Here is a 17,629-nt window from a genome sequence, read left to right as displayed (position 1 = left end):
GCTAGACAGAGGCGATCACTGGATCAGGCCGAACTCTTTGGCCAGCACTTTGTAGTCCGCGACCTGCTTCTTCACGTAGGTGTCGAGCTCCGGGCCGGTCATGGCGAACGGGAACAGTTCACGCTGATCGCGCAGCTTGGCGAAATCCTCGGAGGCCAGCAGTTTGTCGAAGGCGTTTTTCCACCAGGCGTAGTCTTCGTCGCTGACTTTTGGCCCGAGGTAGAAGCCGCGAACCACCGGCCAGACGATGTTGTAGCCTTGCTCTTTAGCGGTCGGAATGTCTTTCATTTCCGGCTCGTCCAGACGCTTCTCGGAGAACACCGCCAGCAGACGCATGTCACCGCTCAGGATGTGTGGCATGGAGTCGGAGATGTCGGTGCTGCCAACCTGGATGTGGCCGCCGAGCAGGGCGGTGGCGATTTCACCGCCGCCTTCGAGGGCGACGTAACGCAGGTCGCGCGGGTTGATCCCGGCTGCCTTGGCGATCAGGGCGGTTTGCATCCAGTCCTGGCTGCCGACGGTGCCGCCGGAACCGATCACCACCGAGCTTGGGTCTTTCTTCAGGGCTTTGACCAGATCGTCCAGGGTCTTGTAGGGCGAATCGCTTTTCACCGCAATGGCGCCATAACTGGTGCCAACGGCCGCTAGCCAGCGCACGGCGCTTTCATCGAAACGCCCGAATTTGCCTTGCGCCAGGTTCAGCAACGAACCGCTGGACCAGGCCACCAGCGTACCGGCATCGGCCGGGCGCTGAGCGACCACAGCGTTGTACGCCACCGCGCCGACACCGCCGGGCATGTAGGTCACGCGCATCGGTTTGGTCAGCAGTTTTTCGTTGACCAGCGCGCTTTGCGCCAGTTTGCAGGTGAGGTCGAAACCACCGCCCGGCGAGGCTGGGGCGATGCATTCCGGGCGTTTGGGTTCGGCCAGCAATTGGCCGGCGAACAGCATGATGCCGGTGGCCAGAGCAACTTTACGCAGTGACAGGTTCATTCAAGTCTCCTTAAGAGTTTTTGTTATGGACGTACTGAATTACCAAAGGGCAACGCTATAGCTCACCAGCAGACGCACTTCATCGGCATCGCGAGCGGAGTAGTTGGAACGGTAGGTGGCATTACGCAGGCGTACGGCAACGTCCTTGAGGGCGCCGCTTTGTACGACGTATTTGATCTCGGTGTTGCGTTCCCACTCTTTGCCTTCATCACCGTTCTTGAGCTTGATGTTGTCGCCGCTCACGTAACGGCTCATGAAGCTCAGGCCGGGAACGCCGAGTTTGGCGAAATCATAGTCGTAACGTGCCTGCCAGGAGTGTTCTTCGGCGCCGGCAAAGTCATTGATCTGCACGAAGTTGACCAGGTACGGATCGCTGCCATCGACGTAGGGGAAGGCGCTGTCACCGGACATGCGCTGATAGCCGGCGCTGAGTTTATGCCCGCTCAAGGCGTAGCTCACCAGCCCGTTCAGGGATTTGTTGTCGATCTTGCCGCCACGGGCCGCGCCCTCATCGTCACTGATGGCAAACCGCAGGTCGGTACCGAAAGTGCCGGGGCCGAACGGTTGCGAAGCGACAACACCGAGGAAGTGCTGGTTGTAGACTTCATCGAGTTGAGCGAAGTGGTAGCTGCCGGTGATCTTGTCGGTGAACTTGTAGTCCACGCCGCCAAAGTCAAAATGCTTGCCTGCCACGGTGCCGGCGAAGCGGCTGTTCTTGTTGTTGAGGGCGATGTCTTCGAAGTCGGTGCTGTCGCGGTCCTTGGCTTTCTCCAGACGCCCGCCGGTGAAGGTCAGGTTCTTGATCTCTTTGGAGGTCAGCATCCCGCCTTCAAAGGTCTGCGGCAGAATGCGGCCGTCGTTGGGCTTGAGGATCGGCAGTTCCGGAATCAGGCTGCCGATTTTCAGTTCCGTGGCGGAGATCTTCACTTTGCCGGTCAGGCCGAGCTTGGAATACTCGTTCGCCGCGCGCCCGTCGTCATGGGTTGGCAGCAGGCCGGTACCGGTGCGGTCCGGACTCGAATCGAGTTTTACCCCCAGCATGCCCAGCGCATCGACACCAAACCCCACGGTGCCGTCGGTGTAACCCGATTGCAGATTGAGCATGAACCCCTGGGCCCATTCGTCCCGCTTGGATTGCTGGGCGCTGGTGCCATCGCGAAAGTCGCGGTTGAAATACATGTTGCGGGTTTCGAAGGTTGCCTTACTGTCTTCGAAGAAGGCAGCCTGGCTCAACGGCGAAAAGCCGACGAGGGCGGCGGCGCTGACAAGGGCGGTGTGGTTGAGGCGGGAAAAACGAACAGGCGGGCGAGCCTGAAGCTGCATGGACAGCATGGTGACATACTCCGTTTATTATTCTTATTGGCGAAAACGCTTCGGGGCGTTTTTCGTATCGCTATGTGCTCTGACTACGGCAGTGAAAGCTGTCCGTAGCGGGACTCTAACCGGCCAACCTTTCGCTAACCTTTCAGCTGACTTTCACGGTTTTCGGGCTTCACAGCGACGGATGCGGCTGTAAACTCCGCGCCAAAGAATGGCGTCGACCATCCCTGAATGAGGTAAAGATCCATGCGTGTTCTGCTCGTCGAAGACCATCTGCAGCTTGCCGAAAGTGTCGCCCAGGCGCTCAAGAGCACCGGGCTGACCGTGGATGTGCTGCACGACGGTGTGGCGGCCGACCTGGCCTTGAGCAGCGAGGAATACGCCATGGCGATCCTCGATGTCGGCCTGCCGCGCATGGACGGTTTCGAAGTGCTGGCGCGCTTGCGGGCCCGGGGCAAGAACCTGCCGGTGCTGATGTTGACCGCCCGCAGCGACGTCAAGGATCGGGTCCATGGCCTGAACCTGGGGGCTGACGATTATCTGGCCAAACCTTTCGAACTGACCGAACTCGAAGCCCGGGTCAAAGCCTTGCTGCGCCGCAGTGTGCTCGGCGGTGAACGCCAGCAGCGCTGTGGCGTGCTGGCTTACGATCTGGACACCCGGCGCTTCACCCTCGGCGAAGAATTGCTGACCCTGACCTCCCGCGAGCAGGCAGTGCTCGAAGCCCTGATCGCCCGTCCCGGCCGGGTGATGAGCAAGGAGCAATTGGCGGCTCAGGTCTTCGGCCTGGATGAGGAGGCCAGTCCCGATGCCATCGAGATCTACGTCCACCGCTTGCGCAAAAAACTCGACGGCCAACCGGTGGCCATCGTGACCTTCCGTGGCCTTGGCTATTTGCTGGAAAGCCGCGATGCATAAGCTCAGCAGCCTGCGTTGGCGGTTGCTGTGGAACCTCGCGCTGCTGCTGGTGGTGTTGATGCTCGCCAGTGGTTTGAGTGCGTACTGGAACGGTCGCGAAGCCGCCGACACCGCGTATGACCGGACCTTGCTGGCCTCGGCGCGGACCATCGCCGCCGGCCTGTCCCAGCGCGACGGCAGCCTCAGCGCCAACGTGCCTTACGTGGCCCTCGACACGTTCGCCTACGACAGCGCCGGGCGGATTTTTTACCTGGTCAACGACATCAATCAGAAGCTGATTTCGGGCTACGAAAACCTGCCGCCACCACCACCGGGAACGCCGCGCACTGATGACTATCCGGCGCTGGCGCGTTTCTACAATGCTACCTATCAAGGGCAGAACGTGCGGGTGGTCAGCCTGCTCAAAGCGGTCAGCGAACCGAACATGAACGGCATGGCGGAGATCCGCGTGGCGGAAACCGATGAGGCGCGGGTCCGCATGGCGCGCAGCCTGATGGCCGACACCTTGTTGCGGCTGGGCATGCTGGCGATCGGTGCGTTGTTGCTGGTGTGGTTTGCGGTCAGTGCGGCGCTGCGTCCACTGGAGCGCTTGCGTACCGCGGTGGAAGAGCGTCAACCCGATGACTTGCGCCCCTTGCCACTGGTGGAAGTGCAGCACGAGCTGGGGCCGCTGGTGCGTGCGCTCAATCACTTTACCGAGCGGTTGCGCGGGCAGTTCGAGCGCCAGGCGCAATTCATCGCCGATGCCGCCCATGAACTGCGCACGCCGCTGGCGGCGCTCAAGGCTCGCCTCGAACTGGGCTTGCGCTCGAACGAACCCGAAACCTGGCGCAGTACCCTGGAAGCCGCCGCCCAGAGCACGGATCGCCTGACCCATCTGGCCAATCAATTGCTCTCGCTGGCACGGGTCGAGAATGGCGCCCGGGCCATCGCCGAGGGCGGTGCGCAGTTGCTCGATCTCAGTCAATTGGCCCGTGAACTGGGCATGGCCATGGCGCCGCTGGCCCATGCACGTGGCGTGGCACTGGCGCTGGAAGCTGACGAGCCGGTGTGGATGCGTGGTGAGCCGACGCTGCTGAACGAGCTGTTGAGCAATCTGGTGGACAACGCACTGGCCCACACGCCACCGGGCGGCAATGTGATTCTGCGGGTCACGGCGCCGGCGGTGCTGGAGGTCGAGGACGATGGTCCGGGAATTCCCCTTGAAGAGCGGGAGCGGGTGTTCGAGCGTTTTTACCGGCGCAACCAGCAGGTGGCGGGATCGGGATTGGGGCTGGCGATTGTCGGCGAGATCTGCCGCGCCCATCTGGCGCAGATCAGCCTGCACGATGGCGAGTTGGCGGGGCTGAAAGTGCGGGTAAGTTTTATTGCGGGGGAGTGAACACACTCACACCTGTGGAGAGAGGCTTGTTGTGGTGAGGGAGCAAGCTCCCTCGCCACAGAAATCAGTAAAACATCGACCGCGACTCTTCCAGATCCTTGCACATTGCTTCGTTCTCCGGATCGATTCCCAGCTTCTTGAAGGCTGGCACACTGAACGGGTCGATACGGGCCAGGGGATGGTCGGTGTCCTTGTGGCAATACAGGCTGGCCACTTGCACCAGATCGACATAGTCGACCCGCGCCGATTGCCGCTTGAAATCCAGATACAGCCCCGGCAATTGCACCAGCATTTCCGGAAAATCCCAGACCCTGAGCAATTTATCGCCGAGCAGCGGATGGATGCGTTCGATCACATGGTTGAGGCTGACCGGGTCCGACAGCAATTCATAGTGATCTTCGGCGTAGGTCAGGATCGGCAGCACGCCAATCTGATGCACCAGCCCGCCGAGCGCCGCTTGATCAGGCTTGAGTTGTGTGTAGCTGCGGCACAACGCATAGCTGACGCCGGCGATTTCCAGGCTTTTGCGCCAGACCTCGCGCATTTTCTGTTCCACCACTTCGGAACGGGCATTGAAAATCTGTTCCATCACCAGGCCGATGGCCAGGTTGCTGCTGTAATTGACGCCCAGCCGGGTGATGGCCGTGTGCAAGTCAGTCACTTCCTGGGTCGCGCGCAGCAACGGGCTATTGACCACTTTGATCAGTCGCGCCGACAGCGCGGTGTCACGGCCGATCACTTTGCTCAGGGTACTGACACTGATTTCCGGGTCTTCGGCGGCCTTGCGAATCTGCAGGGCCACTTCCGGTAATGTTGGCAGAACCAGGTCATCATTATCGATGGCCTCAACCAAATCCTGTTGGACCTTATCCGCCAGCTCACTCATTTCTTTTCTCTAGGGTATTGCGACAAGTGCTGCTGTTAACGCTGGATTTCGCGATCACGATCCAGTTGGTAAGGCAGGTCGAGCAAATGCAGGCCCGGACCTTCGAGTGCGCCAAGGTGCAGGTTGCCATCTTCTGCAGCTTCGGCTTGCAGCACGGCCAGGAGTTCAATGTTTTGCTCGGTGCGAGCAGCGATCACCACTTCACCAATCGAACTGCCGTGAGTCGGGGAGAACAGTGGCGTGCCGGGTTCAGGCAGTTCACTACCTTCCAGTTGCAAGCGATACAGACGACGCTTGAGTTTGCCCAGGTATTGCATGCGCGCAACGATTTCCTGGCCAGTGTAGCAACCCTTCTTGAAGCTCACGCCGCCGACGGCTTGCAGATTGAGCATCTGCGGGATGAACAGCTCGCGGGTGCTGGGCATGACCTGGCCGATCCCAGCGCGGATCTGGCCCAGCAGCCATTGATTCAGTTCGCCTTCGGCCAGCAGGGCGGACAGCTTGCCCTTGATGGTGTCGGCTTGATCGGCGTTCACCCAGAGTTCAGCGCGCTCAGGCGAGACGCGAAGGGCGATCAGGCCGTCATTACGCACGACGCTGTCGGTGTCGACCGGTAGCGCCAGGCCCAGGCTGGCCAGTGCCGCATCGCCATGCTCAAGGCCAAAACGAACCCAGCCGGCACTTTCGTCGGTCAGTTTCGATTTGGAGAACACCGCGTACTTTTTCAGGTCCGCCAATTGCGGCTCCAGCAGCTCGCTGGCCATCGCCATGAGCACACCGTCGCCTTCCAGCAGAATGCGGAAACTCGACTGCATCCGGCCTTTCTGCGTGCAACGCGCGCCAAGGCTGGCCTGGGTTTCGCTCAGGTAATTGAGGTTGCAAGTCAATTGGCCTTGCAGGAATTTGCTGGCATCCGAGCCGCGTACCGCGAGAACGCCTTCGTGAGACAGGGTGCAGAAAAAAGCAGAATCGGCCATGGGTCATCGCAGGGTAAAGAGTCTGAGGGACATCATAAGGGGGCGCCCTTGAAATGGGTAGTTCACAAAGGATCGTCAGTGCCGACCAAAGCCGACTGTTCGGCTCGCCTCGGGGCTGTATACTTGCGGCCTATTTGAGGAGCGCTCCATGGTCGATAACGTTGAACTGAACCGCCTCTTTTGGCACAGCCGTCGCGGCATGCTGGAACTTGACGTGCTTCTGGTGCCGTTCGTGAAAGAGGTTTACGCGAATCTGAACGAGGTAGATCGCGCGCTGTATGTCCGCCTGCTGGAGTGCGAGGATCAGGACATGTTCGGCTGGTTCATGGAACGCGCCGAATCGGAAGATCCGGAGCTGCAGCGCATGGTTCGCATGATCCTGGATCGTGTCCAGCCCAAGTAACGCGTTCGAATGCCGCTGGCATGCCTCACGGCAGTTGCTGGCGGCCTATCTTCTCGCCCAGCTGTTCGCGTTGGGTTCGCTGTTTCTTCTCTCGATACCGCTCTGGGCCAACCTGCTCGGCGTAGCGTTGTGCGTGGCTCACAGCATGTGGGTATTGCCGCGACAGATTCTGCTGACACACCCACAGGCTTTTCGCGGCTTGCGTCGCGATGCCGATGGCTGGCAGTTGTGGAGTCAGGCGCAAGGTTGGCAACCCGTACAGCTACGGCCGGACAGCCTGGCGCTGCCGTTGGTTGTGGTGCTGCGCTTTCGCCTGCGGGGCGAGCGAGGTGTCAGGGCGATATGCGTGCCGCGGGATTCGCAGGCGGCGGATGTGCACCGACGCCTGCGGGTTCGGCTCAAGTTCAGTCGGCGTAGGTGGGCGGCACCAGAATAGTGTCCAGGGCGACCGGCAGCAGGTTCGGGTAGTCGAGGGTGTAATGCAGGCCGCGACTTTCCTTGCGTTCCATGGCCGACCGGATCATCAGGTCTGCTACCTGAGCCAGGTTCCTCAACTCGATCAGGTCTCGGCTCACTTTATAGTTGCTGTAGAACTCGTCGATTTCGTCCAGCAATAACTGCACTCGGTGCTGGGCTCGTTGCAGGCGCTTGTTGGTGCGCACGATGCCCACATAGTCCCACATGAATCGCCGCAGTTCGTCCCAGTTGTGCGCGATGATCACGTCTTCGTCGGAGTCGGTGACCTGGCTGGCATCCCAGACGGGCAGGGCGGTCGGAATCGACACCTCTGGCAACTGCTCAAGAATGTCCGTCGCCGCCGAACGGGCATAAACGAAACATTCCAGCAGCGAGTTGCTGGCCATGCGGTTGGCGCCATGCAGGCCGGTGAAGCTGGTTTCACCAATCGCATACAGGCCCGGCACGTCGGTGCGGCCCCGCTGATCGACCATCACGCCGCCGCAGGTGTAGTGCGCCGCCGGCACCACCGGAATCGGTTGTTTGGTGATGTCGATCGAGAATTCCAGGCAGCGTTCATAGACCGTCGGGAAGTGCGTCTTGATGAAGTCTTCAGGCTTGTGGCTGATGTCCAGGTAAACGCAGTCGATACCCAGGCGCTTCATCTCATGGTCGATGGCGCGGGCGACGATGTCCCGTGGTGCCAGTTCGGCCCGTGGATCGAAGCGCTGCATGAAGCGTTCGCCGTTAGGCAGCTTCAAGTGTCCGCCTTCGCCGCGCAGGGCTTCGGTTATCAGGAAACTCTTGGCTTGCGGGTGATAAAGGCAGGTCGGGTGGAACTGGTTGAACTCCAGGTTCGCCACCCGGCAGCCCGAACGCCAGGCCATGGCGATGCCATCACCGCAGGCGCCATCAGGGTTGCTGGTATAGAGGTAGACCTTCGCCGCGCCGCCCGACGCAAGGATCACGAAGCGCGCACCGTAAGTGTCGACTTCACCCGTGCTGCGGTTGAGGACGTAGGCACCGAGGCAGCGGTCGCCTTCAAGGCCCAGGCGCTTTTCGGTGATCAGATCGATTGCGACCCGCTGTTCCAGCAGCTCGATGTTGGGCCGCTGTATGGCCTGGTCGAGCAGGGTTCTGAAGATCGCCGCACCTGTCGCATCGGCGGCGTGGATGATGCGTCGATGGCTGTGACCGCCTTCGCGGGTCAGGTGAAACTCGAAACCGCCGTCTTCGGTGCCGGACTGTTCGTCACGGGTAAAGGGTACGCCTTGGTCGATCAGCCATTGAATCGCTTCTCTGCTGTGCTCGACGGTAAAGCGCACGGCGTCTTCATGGCACAGGCCACCCCCGGCGTTGAGGGTATCGTCGACGTGGGACTCGACAGTATCGGTGTCATCCAGGACGGCGGCGACACCGCCCTGGGCCCAGAAGGTCGAGCCATTGGCGAGGTCGCCTTTGCTCAATACGGCGATGCGCAAATGACCGGGCAAGGTCAGCGCAAGACTCAAGCCGGCAGCACCGCTGCCAATTACCAGAACATCGTGTTGAAACTGTTGGCTCATTTCAGGATTCCGCTCAAAGCGACCCGGGTCGGGGGTGGCGCAAGACAGCTGGATCGGCGAGTCAGGACAGCCACACAGCCCACTAGTATATAGAGGGGGGGAGCGGCACAATAGCCGGGCCCACATGGCATTGTGAAACTACTGTGACGGAAAAGACTGGACTCTTCGTCGGAAGTTTTTTTGACTGTGTTGGCGACAAGGCGACTGTATCGTGGATTTAACAGTCTTTTTCGTTTCACGGTTGCACAATGTTGGTTTCAGGCGGCTATAAATATGGAACTTTTGCCAAAGGCTCAAGATCAATAGACGGTTGCCTGGAACAAGGGACAGTGTCGGTTTCGGTGCGGGACTTGCGGTTAGGTCCCTGCTGACGAATCCGATGACAAGATTATTCGCGCAGCCTGGGTTTCCCGCGCTGCGCTTTTCGTGCGTGCCAAATCAGAGCCCGCAGGAAACTTGCTTGGAGGGGGAGAACTTTTGCGAAAAGCCCGAGTCTATGTTTGCAAGTCTGGTCGTTCAGTAATGCAAGCCTCCTTCGAGCTTATCGAGGAGTGTTCATGCTAACCCAGGAAGAGGATCAGCAGCTGGTCGAGCGCGTTCAACGCGGCGACAAGCGAGCTTTCGATCTGCTAGTGCTGAAATACCAGCACAAAATTCTCGGGTTGATCGTGCGTTTCGTGCACGACACCCATGAAGCCCAGGATGTCGCACAGGAAGCCTTTATCAAGGCATACCGTGCACTTGGTAATTTTCGCGGAGATAGCGCGTTTTATACGTGGCTTTACCGTATCGCCATCAACACGGCGAAAAACTATCTGGTTTCACGCGGCCGTCGGCCGCCGGATAGCGATGTCAGTTCCGAGGATGCAGAGTTCTACGATGGCGATCATGGCCTCAAGGATCTCGAGTCGCCAGAACGTGCATTGCTGCGGGATGAGATCGAAGGCACCGTCCATCGAACCATTCAGCAACTGCCAGAAGATTTGCGTACGGCTTTAACTTTACGTGAATTCGATGGTCTGAGTTACGAGGACATTGCCAGCGTCATGCAGTGTCCGGTGGGTACCGTGCGCTCCCGGATCTTCCGCGCCCGGGAGGCCATCGATAAAGCCCTGCAGCCGTTGTTGCAGGAAAACTGAGACAGCGGCGACAGCCAAGAGAGGAACGCCATGAGTCGTGAAGCCCTGCAGGAATCGCTGTCCGCAGTGATGGATAACGAAGCGGACGAACTGGAATTGCGTCGGGTGTTGAATGCCTTCGACGATGTTGAAACCCGCGAAACCTGGGCTCGTTACCAGATCGCTCGGGCAGTCATGCACAAGGACCTGCTGCTCCCTCGTCTGGACATCGCTGCGGCAGTTTCTGCTGCGCTGGCTGACGAAGCCGTACCGGCAAAAGCCTCTCGTGGTCCATGGCGCAGCCTGGGTCGTCTGGCAGTCGCTGCTTCGGTGACCATTGCCGTGCTGGCAGGTGTACGTCTGTACAACCAGGACGAGATCGCAGGTGTCGAACTGGCTCAGCATTCTAATCAGCCAAGTCTGACCACTCCTCAGGTCAAGGGTCCCGCTGTATTGGCAGGCTACAATGAGAGTTCGGACGCCACTGGCCCTATGGCCAACGGTGTATTGCAAGGTCAGCCAGGCTGGCACGATCAGCGTCTGCCAGGTTACTTGCGCCAACATGCTCAACAGGCTGCACTGAAAGGTACTGAGAGCGCTCTGCCTTACGCTCGTGCAGCAAGCCTGGAAAACCGTTAAGGAGGATCATGCGCGCCATACCTCTACTTACGCTTCTGCTCAGTGGCTGGTTTATTGTTCCAGCCCATGCCGATGAAGCCCAGGACTGGCTGAAGCGTCTGGGACAGGCGGAGCAAACGCAGAGCTTTCACGGTACTTTCGTCTACGAGCGTAACGGTAGTTTTTCTACCCATAACATCTGGCATCGCGTCCAGGATGGCAAAGTCCAAGAGCGTTTACTTCAGCTCGACGGTTCGGCCCAGGAAGTCGTGCGCATTGATGGGCATACTCAATGCGTCAGCGGCACCCTGATGGCAGGGCTGGGGGACTCACCCAACTCCGCTGCTCGTGCACTCGATCCACAAAAGCTAAAGAATTGGTATGACCTTGCCGTCATCGGCAAGTCGCGCGTGGCCGGGCGTTCGGCGGTGATCGTCTCGTTGACACCTCGCGATCAGCACCGCTATGGTTTTGAACTGCATCTGGACAAGGAAACAGGCTTGCCGTTGAAGTCATTGTTGCTCAATGACAAAGGGCAACTGCTGGAACGGTTCCAGTTCACCCGGCTGGATACTGCCGAGGTGCCTTCCGACAGCGATTTGCAGGCAGGTTCCGAGTGCAAGCCCATTAACCTGGACAGTGACAAGGCGTCCGCCGTCAAGACTGCGCAGGTCTGGCATTCTGACTGGTTGCCGCCAGGTTTCGAACTGACCAGCAGTAACTCTCACAAGGATCCGGATACCAAAGTCCAGGTCAACAGTCTGATGTTCGACGACGGTCTGGCCCGATTCTCGGTGTTCCTTGAGCCATTGAATGGGGCAACAGTCACCGACACCCGTACCCAGCTGGGGCCAACAGTCGCTGTGTCCCGTCGCTTGACCACTCCGCAAGGCGAAATAATGGTGACCGTGGTCGGTGAAATACCGATTGGTACCGCCGAACGGATTGCGCTGTCCATGCGCAACGATGCCGCGGCTACCAACAAGCAGTGAGCTGATCAGTCATGCTCATCAATCGGGGCTGTAGGGTGCGGGAGGTTGGCAATGGCTGCCCCGTCGTTGAGGCCTCGAAATGTTTTGCCGAGCATTTTCATTTGCAAATATCCCGAAAATTTTTTATAGGTCAGAGCCCCTCGGCTCTGGCCTTGTTTGTTGTTCCCGGAACAAAAATACCGGCGTATCGTTTCCGGTGTTCCTTGCTCCATATCGCTTAACCATGCTCGTCGTAACGGGAGCCGTATGTCGATACCACGCTTGAAGTCTTATCTCTCCATTTTTGCCACCGTGCTGGTGCTCGGTCAGGCGGTCACTGCGCAAGCGGCCGACTTGCCTGACTTCACGCAACTGGTCGAGCAGGCCTCGCCCGCGGTGGTGAATATCAGTACTACCCAGAAGTTGCCGGAACGCAAAGTGTCCAGCGAGCAAATGCCTGATCTTGAAGGCTTGCCGCCGATGCTGCGCGAGTTCTTTGAGCGTGGTATGCCGCAGCAGCCACGCTCACCTCGTGGCGATCGCCAGCGCGAAGCGCAGTCCCTGGGATCGGGTTTCATCATTTCGCCTGACGGCTACATCCTGACAAACAACCATGTGATCGCCGATGCCGACGAGATTCTCGTGCGCCTCGCCGATCGCAGTGAGTTGAAAGCCAAGCTGATCGGTACCGATCCGCGTTCCGACGTCGCCTTGCTGAAAATCGAAGGCAAGAACCTGCCGGTTCTGAAGCTCGGCAAATCGCAGGACCTGAAAGCCGGTCAGTGGGTCGTGGCCATCGGCTCGCCGTTCGGCTTTGATCACACAGTGACCCAAGGCATCGTCAGTGCCATCGGTCGCAGCCTGCCGAACGAAAACTATGTGCCGTTCATCCAGACCGACGTGCCGATCAACCCGGGTAACTCCGGTGGTCCGCTGTTCAACCTGGCCGGTGAAGTGGTCGGCATCAACTCGCAGATCTACACCCGTTCCGGCGGCTTCATGGGCGTGTCGTTCGCGATCCCTATCGATGTGGCGATGGACGTTTCCAATCAGCTGAAAAGCGGCGGTAAAGTCAGCCGTGGCTGGTTGGGTGTGGTGATCCAGGAAGTGAGCAAAGATCTGGCCGAGTCGTTCGGTCTTGAGAAACCGGCCGGTGCGCTGGTGGCTCAGATCCAGGATGACGGTCCGGCTGCCAAGGGTGGCCTGCAAGTGGGCGACGTGATCCTGAGCATGAACGGTCAACCGATCGTCATGTCCGCCGATCTGCCGCACTTGGTGGGGGCGCTGAAGGCCGGCTCGAAAGCCAATCTTGAGGTGATCCGCGAAGGCAAACGCAAGAATGTCGAGCTGACCGTCGGCGCTATCCCTGAAGAAGGCAAAGAGCTGGACGCCCAGCCTAAATCTGGCGCGGAGCGCAGCAGCAATCGCCTGGGTGTTTCCGTGGCCGAATTGACCGATGAGCAGAAGAAAGCCTACGACCTTAAAGGTGGTGTGGTAATCAAGGACGTGCAGGACGGTCCTGCTGCCCTGATCGGCTTGCAGCCTGGTGATGTGATCACTCACCTGAACAACCAGGCGATCGGCTCCACCAAGGAGTTCACCGAGATCGCCAAGGCGTTGCCGAAGAACCGCTCGGTGTCGATGCGGGTTCTGCGCCAGGGGCGCGCCAGCTTCATCACCTTCAAACTGGCTGAATAAACCGGTTGTCGGCTGAATAAAAAACCGCCTCGAAAGAGGCGGTTTTTTTGTACCTGAATTTTGACCTCGAAGCGGTCAGCCCATCATGTCCTTGACCATGCGTTCCTGCTCCATCAGCTCGCGTTGCCGTGCGTCGATCCGCGATGACAGCGGGAAGTTGCTGCCCGCCTTGCGTTTGGCGAAGTCCAGTTGCTGGATCGCCTGGCGATAATCGCCGATCAGTGCGAAGTACTCTGCACGAGCTTGATGCAGGCCGATGATGTTGCCCGACAGGCCGCGAGTCTCGGCCACCAGGTACCAGACGTCCGGATCTTCGGGGCGGGTCTTGAGCAGGTTCTCCAGCGCTTTTTCCGCATCGGCTGCTCGATTCTGCTTGAGCAGCAGATCGACACGCACCTGATTCAGTGGGTAGTTGCCCGGATACTGAGTCAGCATCCGGTCAACCCGTGACTGAGCATCGGGCAGACGATTATTGGTGATGTCCAGATCGACCTGCGCCAGGTTGTAGATGATCTCGTTCGGCGACTTGGTCAGCAGCTGCTTGAGGTTCTCGCGAGCTTCATTCAGCTGGCCGCCCTTGATCTGGGCGATTGCCAGGCCATAGCGCGCGACGTCGTTTTTCGGGTTTTCATCGAGTTGGGCGCGGAAGCGCTTGGCACCCAAGCCTGGGGTTTCTTCATAGATCAGCTGCACGCGTGCACGAATCAGCTGATAACGCATGCTGTCTTCGATACCGCCCGGTTTGGCCTGTTCGGCACGGTTGCGGGTGTCGGCGATACGCGATTCGGTCACCGGGTGAGTCAGCAGGAATTCCGGCGGCTTGGCATCGTAGCGGTACTGGCGCATCAGCCGTTCGAACATGGTCGGCATCGAGCGCGGATCGTAACCGGCCTTCTCCAGATTCATGATGCCGATACGGTCGGCTTCCTGTTCGTTCTGGCGCGAGAACCGTCGTTGTTCCTGCATCGCCGCCGCCTGGGTGCCGGCAATGGTTGCGATCCCGGCATCGCCTGCGCCGGCAGCGGCAATCACGATCCCGGCCAGCAATGCAGCCATCATAGGAACTTGCATGCGTTGCGAGGCTTCGACACCACGGGCGAAGTGACGCTGCGACAAGTGGGCCAGTTCGTGGGCCAGGACCGAGGCATATTCGCCTTCGGTCTGGGCGTTGAGGAACAAGCCCCCGTTGACGCCGACGATCCCACCCGGCGCGGCGAAAGCGTTGAGCTGTGGGCTGTTGATCAGGATGAACTCCAGGCGCCGGTCATTGACCTGGCTGGTCTCCACAAGCCGGTAGACGCTGGACTCGACGTAATCCTTGAGTTGCGGATCGTTGAGTTGCGACACCTGGCTGCGCAGCATCGCCAGCCACGCACGGCCCAGTTGGTATTCCTGTTGCGGCGAGACGATGGCAGAACTGGCGTCACCGAGTGACGGCAAGTCGTCGGCGAAGCCCGGTGAGGCGAGCAGGCAAGCGAGCGTCAGCAGGGTAGGGCGCAAAAAAGTCATGCACAAAGCCTTAGTCGACAAAGACGTTACTGTAGCCGGACACTACGCTTGGGACCAGATATTCTAAGCGACTCAACCCCTGCCCCGGAGTGATTCGATGACTGACGCTGTAACCCACGACGCCGAGCTGGACGCCAGCGGTCTGAATTGTCCGCTGCCGTTGCTCAAGGCCAAGATGGAACTCAACCGACTGGCCAGCGGGGCGGTGCTCAAGGTGATTGCCACCGATGCGGGCTCTCAGCGCGATTTTCGCACCTTTGCCCGATTGGCCGGTCATACGCTGCTTCGTGAAGAAGATGAGGCGGGCGTTTACCGCTATTGGTTGAAAAAAGCCTGAAACCTGCGGCGTTCGTTCCTAAGGATTATTGATGTTCAAAGTGTTACGCGACTGGATTCAGCGCTATTTCTCGGATGAAGAGGCCGTGGTGCTGGCGGTGCTGCTGTTTCTGGCATTTACCGCCGTACTCACCCTGGGTGGAATGCTTGCGCCAGTGCTGGCCGGGATGGTGCTGGCGTATCTGATGCAGGGGTTGGTGGTGATCCTCGAGCGCCTGCGTCTGCCGGGGGCCGCGGCGGTGGGGCTGGTCTTCGCGTTGTTCATGGGGGGGCTGCTGGTATTCATCCTCGTCGTGGTGCCATTGCTTTGGCATCAGTTGATCACGCTGTTCAACGAATTGCCCGGCATGCTCGCCAAGTGGCAATCACTGCTATTGCTGCTGCCCGAGCGTTATCCGCATCTGGTGTCGGATGAGCAAGTGCTACAGGCAATCGAAGTGGCGCGGGGCGAGATCGGCAAATTCGGCCAGTGGGCGCTGACGTTCTCGTTGTCGAGCTTGCCGCTGCTGGTGAACATCATGATCTACCTGGTGCTGGTGCCGATCCTGGTGTTCTTCTTCCTCAAGGACCGGGAGATGATCGGCCAGTGGGTGCGTGGTTACCTGCCGCGGGAGCGAGCGCTGATCACTCGAGTCGCCCAGGAAATGAACCGGCAGATTGCCAATTACATTCGTGGCAAGGTCATCGAAATCTTCATTTGTGGGGGCGTGACCTACATCGCTTTCGTGGCGCTGGGGCTCAACTATGCGGCGCTGCTGGCGTTGTTGGTGGGTGTGTCGGTAGTGGTGCCCTATGTCGGGGCGGTGGTGGTGACCGTGCCGGTGCTGCTGATTGCGCTGTTCCAATGGGGGTGGAGCGATCAGTTCATCTATTTGATGGCGGTCTACGGGATCATCCAGACGCTGGACGGTAACGTGCTGGTGCCGCTGCTGTTCTCGGAGGCGGTCAACCTGCACCCGGTGGCGATCATCTGCGCGGTGCTGCTGTTTGGCGGGTTGTGGGGCTTTTGGGGCGTGTTCTTTGCGATTCCCCTGGCGACGTTGTTCAAAGCCGTGCTGGATGCCTGGCCGCGCAAGGAGCCGGAGGTGTCGCCGCTGCTTTGATCGTCGATTTCAGGGCCTCTTCGCGGGCAAGCCCGCTCCCACAGGGTTCATGCCATCCCTATGGGGGCGGGCTTGCCCGCGAAGGCGTCCGAATAGACGCCAAAAAAAATCAGGCCTTGTTCAGTGCCTGAGCAGCCGCCAAAACCGCATCCACATGCCCCGGCACCTTCACGCCGCGCCATTCCTGACGCAGCACGCCATCCTTGTCGATCAGGAACGTGCTGCGATCAACACCCATATATTCCTTGCCGTAGAGCTTTTTAAGCTTGATCACGTCGAACAGCTGACAGATGGCTTCGTCCTTGTCGCTGATCAGCTCGAAGGGGAACTCCTGCTTGCACTTGAAGTTTTCGTGAGACTTCAGGCTGTCGCGAGATAGGCCGAACACCTCGGTGTTGGCCGCCTTGAACGCCGCGTACTGGTCGCGAAAACCCTGGCCTTCGGTGGTGCAGCCCGGCGTGCTGTCCTTCGGGTAGAAGTAAATCACCACTTGCTTGCCTTTGAGGGCCGCGAGGCTGACGGTCTGCCCGCTGGTGGCGGGTGCTTCGAAGTCGGCAACCGGTTGGTCGATGGCTACGGCCATGAAAGCTTCCTTACATTGGGTTTTGTGGGCGCCACGGTTCAATCAGTGCGTCCAGGTTCATGGCGTCGGCGAAATCCAGGAACTGGTCGCGCAGCCAGCTGATCTGGGTGCCGGCCGGCAAGGTCACGGTAAACGTGGCGTTGAGCATGGTGCCGCCGGTCTGCGGAGCCTGATAGGTGTCGCAGGTCAGATTCTCCAGCTCGACGTTGTGGTCCATGAAGAACTGGCACAGCTCGTTGATGATGTCCGGGCGGTAGGCCGAGCTGACGTAGGCGACGTACGGCAGGGCCTGGGGGCGGTTCTCCAGGGCTGCGCTGCGCACCACGTTGACAGTGAAAGCGTGTCGTTTGGCCAGTACTGGCAGACTGCCTTCGAGGCGCGCCAGGGCGTCCCAGCTGCCGGAGATCTCAAGGATCAGCGCGCTGCATTCGCCATGACGCGTCAGGCGAGAGGTGACCACGGCGCAGCGGTTTTCATGGCTGGCGCGGCACAGGACGTTAGTCAGCTCCATGGGGTTGGCGCCGAGGGCACTGATGACAAGGAATTGTTCGCGAACTGTGGGGGTGGACATGCAGCATTCCTAAAGCGATGAGCGGTCGATACTGTTTATGGGCTTTTTTGCCGGGACGAGCCTGCGGATGCGAATTCACAAACCCCCAGCCGAAGGTTGCAACGTGCTCCAGTATGGCAAGAGCGGGGGGTGGCAACGCTGGATCGGGGCTTGTGATGCCGAAAATGGAGGCTGGAAACCGGCGTACGAGCTTATCAGTACCGATCAAAGTCTGAAGGGTAGC

General features: G+C 59.5%; 18 protein-coding genes. 10 read left to right on the top strand and 8 right to left on the bottom strand.

All coding sequences use genetic code 11. The features are described from left to right. Positions 1 to 15: 15 nt before the first annotated feature. Together PGR6_RS21825 and PGR6_RS21820 are read right to left on the bottom strand one after the other, a co-directional pair. On the bottom strand, positions 16 to 993 hold the full coding sequence (locus PGR6_RS21825; RefSeq protein WP_018926791.1) for a Bug family tripartite tricarboxylate transporter substrate binding protein: 978 nt from the start codon (positions 991 to 993) through the stop codon (positions 16 to 18). A 39-nt stretch (positions 994 to 1,032) separates the two neighbouring features. Then, positions 1,033 to 2,325, bottom strand: coding sequence for an OprD family porin (locus PGR6_RS21820; protein WP_064619742.1), 1,293 nt, complete (start codon positions 2,323 to 2,325; stop codon positions 1,033 to 1,035). 234 nt (positions 2,326 to 2,559) lie between these two features. On the opposite strand from PGR6_RS21820, the gene PGR6_RS21815 reads away from it, so the two are divergent. Both PGR6_RS21815 and PGR6_RS21810 read left to right on the top strand, forming a co-directional pair. Next, the gene (locus PGR6_RS21815; RefSeq protein WP_007941432.1) at positions 2,560 to 3,231 is read left to right on the top strand and encodes a response regulator; all 672 of its coding nucleotides are present in this window, start codon (positions 2,560 to 2,562) and stop codon (positions 3,229 to 3,231) included. After that, positions 3,224 to 4,612, top strand: a complete 1,389-nt coding sequence (locus PGR6_RS21810) for a sensor histidine kinase (protein WP_064619739.1) — start codon at positions 3,224 to 3,226, stop codon at positions 4,610 to 4,612. Before PGR6_RS21815 ends, PGR6_RS21810 begins: the two co-directional genes overlap by 8 nt. A gap of 64 nt (positions 4,613 to 4,676) precedes the next feature. On the opposite strand, the gene PGR6_RS21805 is transcribed toward PGR6_RS21810, so the two are convergent. Beyond that, complete coding sequence (locus tag PGR6_RS21805) at positions 4,677 to 5,498, bottom strand: HDOD domain-containing protein (RefSeq protein WP_018926787.1); 822 nt, start codon at positions 5,496 to 5,498, stop codon at positions 4,677 to 4,679. A gap of 35 nt (positions 5,499 to 5,533) precedes the next feature. Then, positions 5,534 to 6,475 carry a CAF17-like 4Fe-4S cluster assembly/insertion protein YgfZ gene (gene ygfZ / locus PGR6_RS21800; RefSeq protein WP_064619736.1) on the bottom strand — a complete coding sequence of 314 codons (942 nt, stop codon included), beginning with the start codon at positions 6,473 to 6,475 and terminating at the stop codon, positions 5,534 to 5,536. Positions 6,476 to 6,623: 148 nt separating this feature from the next. Between ygfZ and PGR6_RS21795 the strand changes: the two genes are divergently transcribed. Together PGR6_RS21795 and PGR6_RS21790 are read left to right on the top strand one after the other, a co-directional pair. Continuing rightward, entirely contained in the window at positions 6,624 to 6,878 is a 255-nt protein-coding gene (locus tag PGR6_RS21795; RefSeq protein WP_007941436.1) for an FAD assembly factor SdhE, read from the top strand. Continuing rightward, positions 6,862 to 7,314 (top strand): protein YgfX, encoded by a 453-nt coding sequence (locus tag PGR6_RS21790; protein WP_064619733.1) that lies wholly within the window; start codon positions 6,862 to 6,864, stop codon positions 7,312 to 7,314. The genes PGR6_RS21795 and PGR6_RS21790 overlap by 17 nt, the downstream gene beginning before the upstream one ends. On the opposite strand, the gene nadB is transcribed toward PGR6_RS21790, so the two are convergent. After that, positions 7,283 to 8,899, bottom strand: a complete 1,617-nt coding sequence (nadB, locus tag PGR6_RS21785; RefSeq protein WP_018926784.1) for an L-aspartate oxidase — start codon at positions 8,897 to 8,899, stop codon at positions 7,283 to 7,285. The two genes, PGR6_RS21790 and nadB, sit on opposite strands and share 32 nt — an antisense overlap. A 557-nt stretch (positions 8,900 to 9,456) precedes the next feature. On the opposite strand from nadB, the gene rpoE reads away from it, so the two are divergent. The 4 genes from rpoE to PGR6_RS21765 all read left to right on the top strand — a co-directional run bounded on the left by rpoE (position 9,457) and on the right by PGR6_RS21765 (position 13,304). After that, positions 9,457 to 10,038, top strand: a complete 582-nt coding sequence (rpoE, locus tag PGR6_RS21780) for an RNA polymerase sigma factor RpoE (RefSeq protein WP_003172477.1) — start codon at positions 9,457 to 9,459, stop codon at positions 10,036 to 10,038. A 30-nt stretch (positions 10,039 to 10,068) separates the two neighbouring features. Further along, positions 10,069 to 10,656 carry a sigma-E factor negative regulatory protein gene (locus tag PGR6_RS21775; RefSeq protein WP_064619730.1) on the top strand — a complete coding sequence of 196 codons (588 nt, stop codon included), beginning with the start codon at positions 10,069 to 10,071 and terminating at the stop codon, positions 10,654 to 10,656. An 8-nt stretch (positions 10,657 to 10,664) separates the two neighbouring features. Continuing rightward, on the top strand, positions 10,665 to 11,627 hold the full coding sequence (locus PGR6_RS21770; protein ID WP_064619726.1) for a MucB/RseB C-terminal domain-containing protein: 963 nt from the start codon (positions 10,665 to 10,667) through the stop codon (positions 11,625 to 11,627). 246 nt (positions 11,628 to 11,873) lie between these two features. After that, positions 11,874 to 13,304, top strand: a complete 1,431-nt coding sequence (locus PGR6_RS21765; RefSeq protein WP_019647985.1) for a DegQ family serine endoprotease — start codon at positions 11,874 to 11,876, stop codon at positions 13,302 to 13,304. Between the two features lie 75 nt (positions 13,305 to 13,379). Here the strand turns inward: PGR6_RS21765 and PGR6_RS21760 are convergent, their stop codons facing one another. Continuing rightward, the gene (locus PGR6_RS21760) at positions 13,380 to 14,813 is read right to left on the bottom strand and encodes a M48 family metalloprotease (RefSeq protein WP_018926780.1); all 1,434 of its coding nucleotides are present in this window, start codon (positions 14,811 to 14,813) and stop codon (positions 13,380 to 13,382) included. 97 nt (positions 14,814 to 14,910) lie between these two features. Between PGR6_RS21760 and PGR6_RS21755 the strand changes: the two genes are divergently transcribed. Further along, a complete protein-coding gene (locus PGR6_RS21755; RefSeq protein ID WP_007941445.1) occupies positions 14,911 to 15,150 on the top strand; it encodes a sulfurtransferase TusA family protein in 240 nt (79 codons plus the stop codon). A 31-nt stretch (positions 15,151 to 15,181) separates the two neighbouring features. Further along, a complete protein-coding gene (locus PGR6_RS21750; RefSeq protein WP_018926779.1) occupies positions 15,182 to 16,252 on the top strand; it encodes an AI-2E family transporter in 1,071 nt (356 codons plus the stop codon). A 109-nt stretch (positions 16,253 to 16,361) separates the two neighbouring features. Here the strand turns inward: PGR6_RS21750 and PGR6_RS21745 are convergent, their stop codons facing one another. Both PGR6_RS21745 and PGR6_RS21740 read right to left on the bottom strand, forming a co-directional pair. After that, positions 16,362 to 16,835, bottom strand: coding sequence for a peroxiredoxin (locus tag PGR6_RS21745; protein ID WP_018926778.1), 474 nt, complete (start codon positions 16,833 to 16,835; stop codon positions 16,362 to 16,364). Positions 16,836 to 16,845: 10 nt separating this feature from the next. Further along, positions 16,846 to 17,406 carry a glycine cleavage system protein R gene (locus PGR6_RS21740; RefSeq protein ID WP_007898662.1) on the bottom strand — a complete coding sequence of 187 codons (561 nt, stop codon included), beginning with the start codon at positions 17,404 to 17,406 and terminating at the stop codon, positions 16,846 to 16,848. Positions 17,407 to 17,629: the final 223 nt, after the last annotated feature.

It is taken from the genome of Pseudomonas sp. GR 6-02 (assembly GCF_001655615.1).
GTDB lineage: Bacteria > Pseudomonadota > Gammaproteobacteria > Pseudomonadales > Pseudomonadaceae > Aquipseudomonas.
The sequence above is the reverse complement of the archived record's forward strand: the minus strand, read 5'-3'. Positions and strand labels throughout refer to the sequence as shown.

What these genes read in the sequence shown, in the direction of transcription:
- PGR6_RS21825 (WP_018926791.1), bottom strand. Translation starts at nt 993, where the DNA reads ATGAACCTGTCACTGCGTAAAGTTGCTCTGGCCACCGGCATCATGCTG.
- PGR6_RS21820 (WP_064619742.1), bottom strand. Translation starts at nt 2,325, where the DNA reads ATGCTGTCCATGCAGCTTCAGGCTCGCCCGCCTGTTCGTTTTTCCCGC.
- PGR6_RS21815 (WP_007941432.1), top strand. Translation starts at nt 2,560, where the DNA reads ATGCGTGTTCTGCTCGTCGAAGACCATCTGCAGCTTGCCGAAAGTGTC.
- PGR6_RS21810 (WP_064619739.1), top strand. Translation starts at nt 3,224, where the DNA reads ATGCATAAGCTCAGCAGCCTGCGTTGGCGGTTGCTGTGGAACCTCGCG.
- PGR6_RS21805 (WP_018926787.1), bottom strand. Translation starts at nt 5,498, where the DNA reads ATGAGTGAGCTGGCGGATAAGGTCCAACAGGATTTGGTTGAGGCCATC.
- ygfZ (WP_064619736.1), bottom strand. Translation starts at nt 6,475, where the DNA reads ATGGCCGATTCTGCTTTTTTCTGCACCCTGTCTCACGAAGGCGTTCTC.
- PGR6_RS21795 (WP_007941436.1), top strand. Translation starts at nt 6,624, where the DNA reads ATGGTCGATAACGTTGAACTGAACCGCCTCTTTTGGCACAGCCGTCGC.
- nadB (WP_018926784.1), bottom strand. Translation starts at nt 8,899, where the DNA reads ATGAGCCAACAGTTTCAACACGATGTTCTGGTAATTGGCAGCGGTGCT.
- rpoE (WP_003172477.1), top strand. Translation starts at nt 9,457, where the DNA reads ATGCTAACCCAGGAAGAGGATCAGCAGCTGGTCGAGCGCGTTCAACGC.
- PGR6_RS21775 (WP_064619730.1), top strand. Translation starts at nt 10,069, where the DNA reads ATGAGTCGTGAAGCCCTGCAGGAATCGCTGTCCGCAGTGATGGATAAC.
- PGR6_RS21770 (WP_064619726.1), top strand. Translation starts at nt 10,665, where the DNA reads ATGCGCGCCATACCTCTACTTACGCTTCTGCTCAGTGGCTGGTTTATT.
- PGR6_RS21765 (WP_019647985.1), top strand. Translation starts at nt 11,874, where the DNA reads ATGTCGATACCACGCTTGAAGTCTTATCTCTCCATTTTTGCCACCGTG.
- PGR6_RS21760 (WP_018926780.1), bottom strand. Translation starts at nt 14,813, where the DNA reads ATGACTTTTTTGCGCCCTACCCTGCTGACGCTCGCTTGCCTGCTCGCC.
- PGR6_RS21755 (WP_007941445.1), top strand. Translation starts at nt 14,911, where the DNA reads ATGACTGACGCTGTAACCCACGACGCCGAGCTGGACGCCAGCGGTCTG.
- PGR6_RS21750 (WP_018926779.1), top strand. Translation starts at nt 15,182, where the DNA reads ATGTTCAAAGTGTTACGCGACTGGATTCAGCGCTATTTCTCGGATGAA.
- PGR6_RS21745 (WP_018926778.1), bottom strand. Translation starts at nt 16,835, where the DNA reads ATGGCCGTAGCCATCGACCAACCGGTTGCCGACTTCGAAGCACCCGCC.
- PGR6_RS21740 (WP_007898662.1), bottom strand. Translation starts at nt 17,406, where the DNA reads ATGTCCACCCCCACAGTTCGCGAACAATTCCTTGTCATCAGTGCCCTC.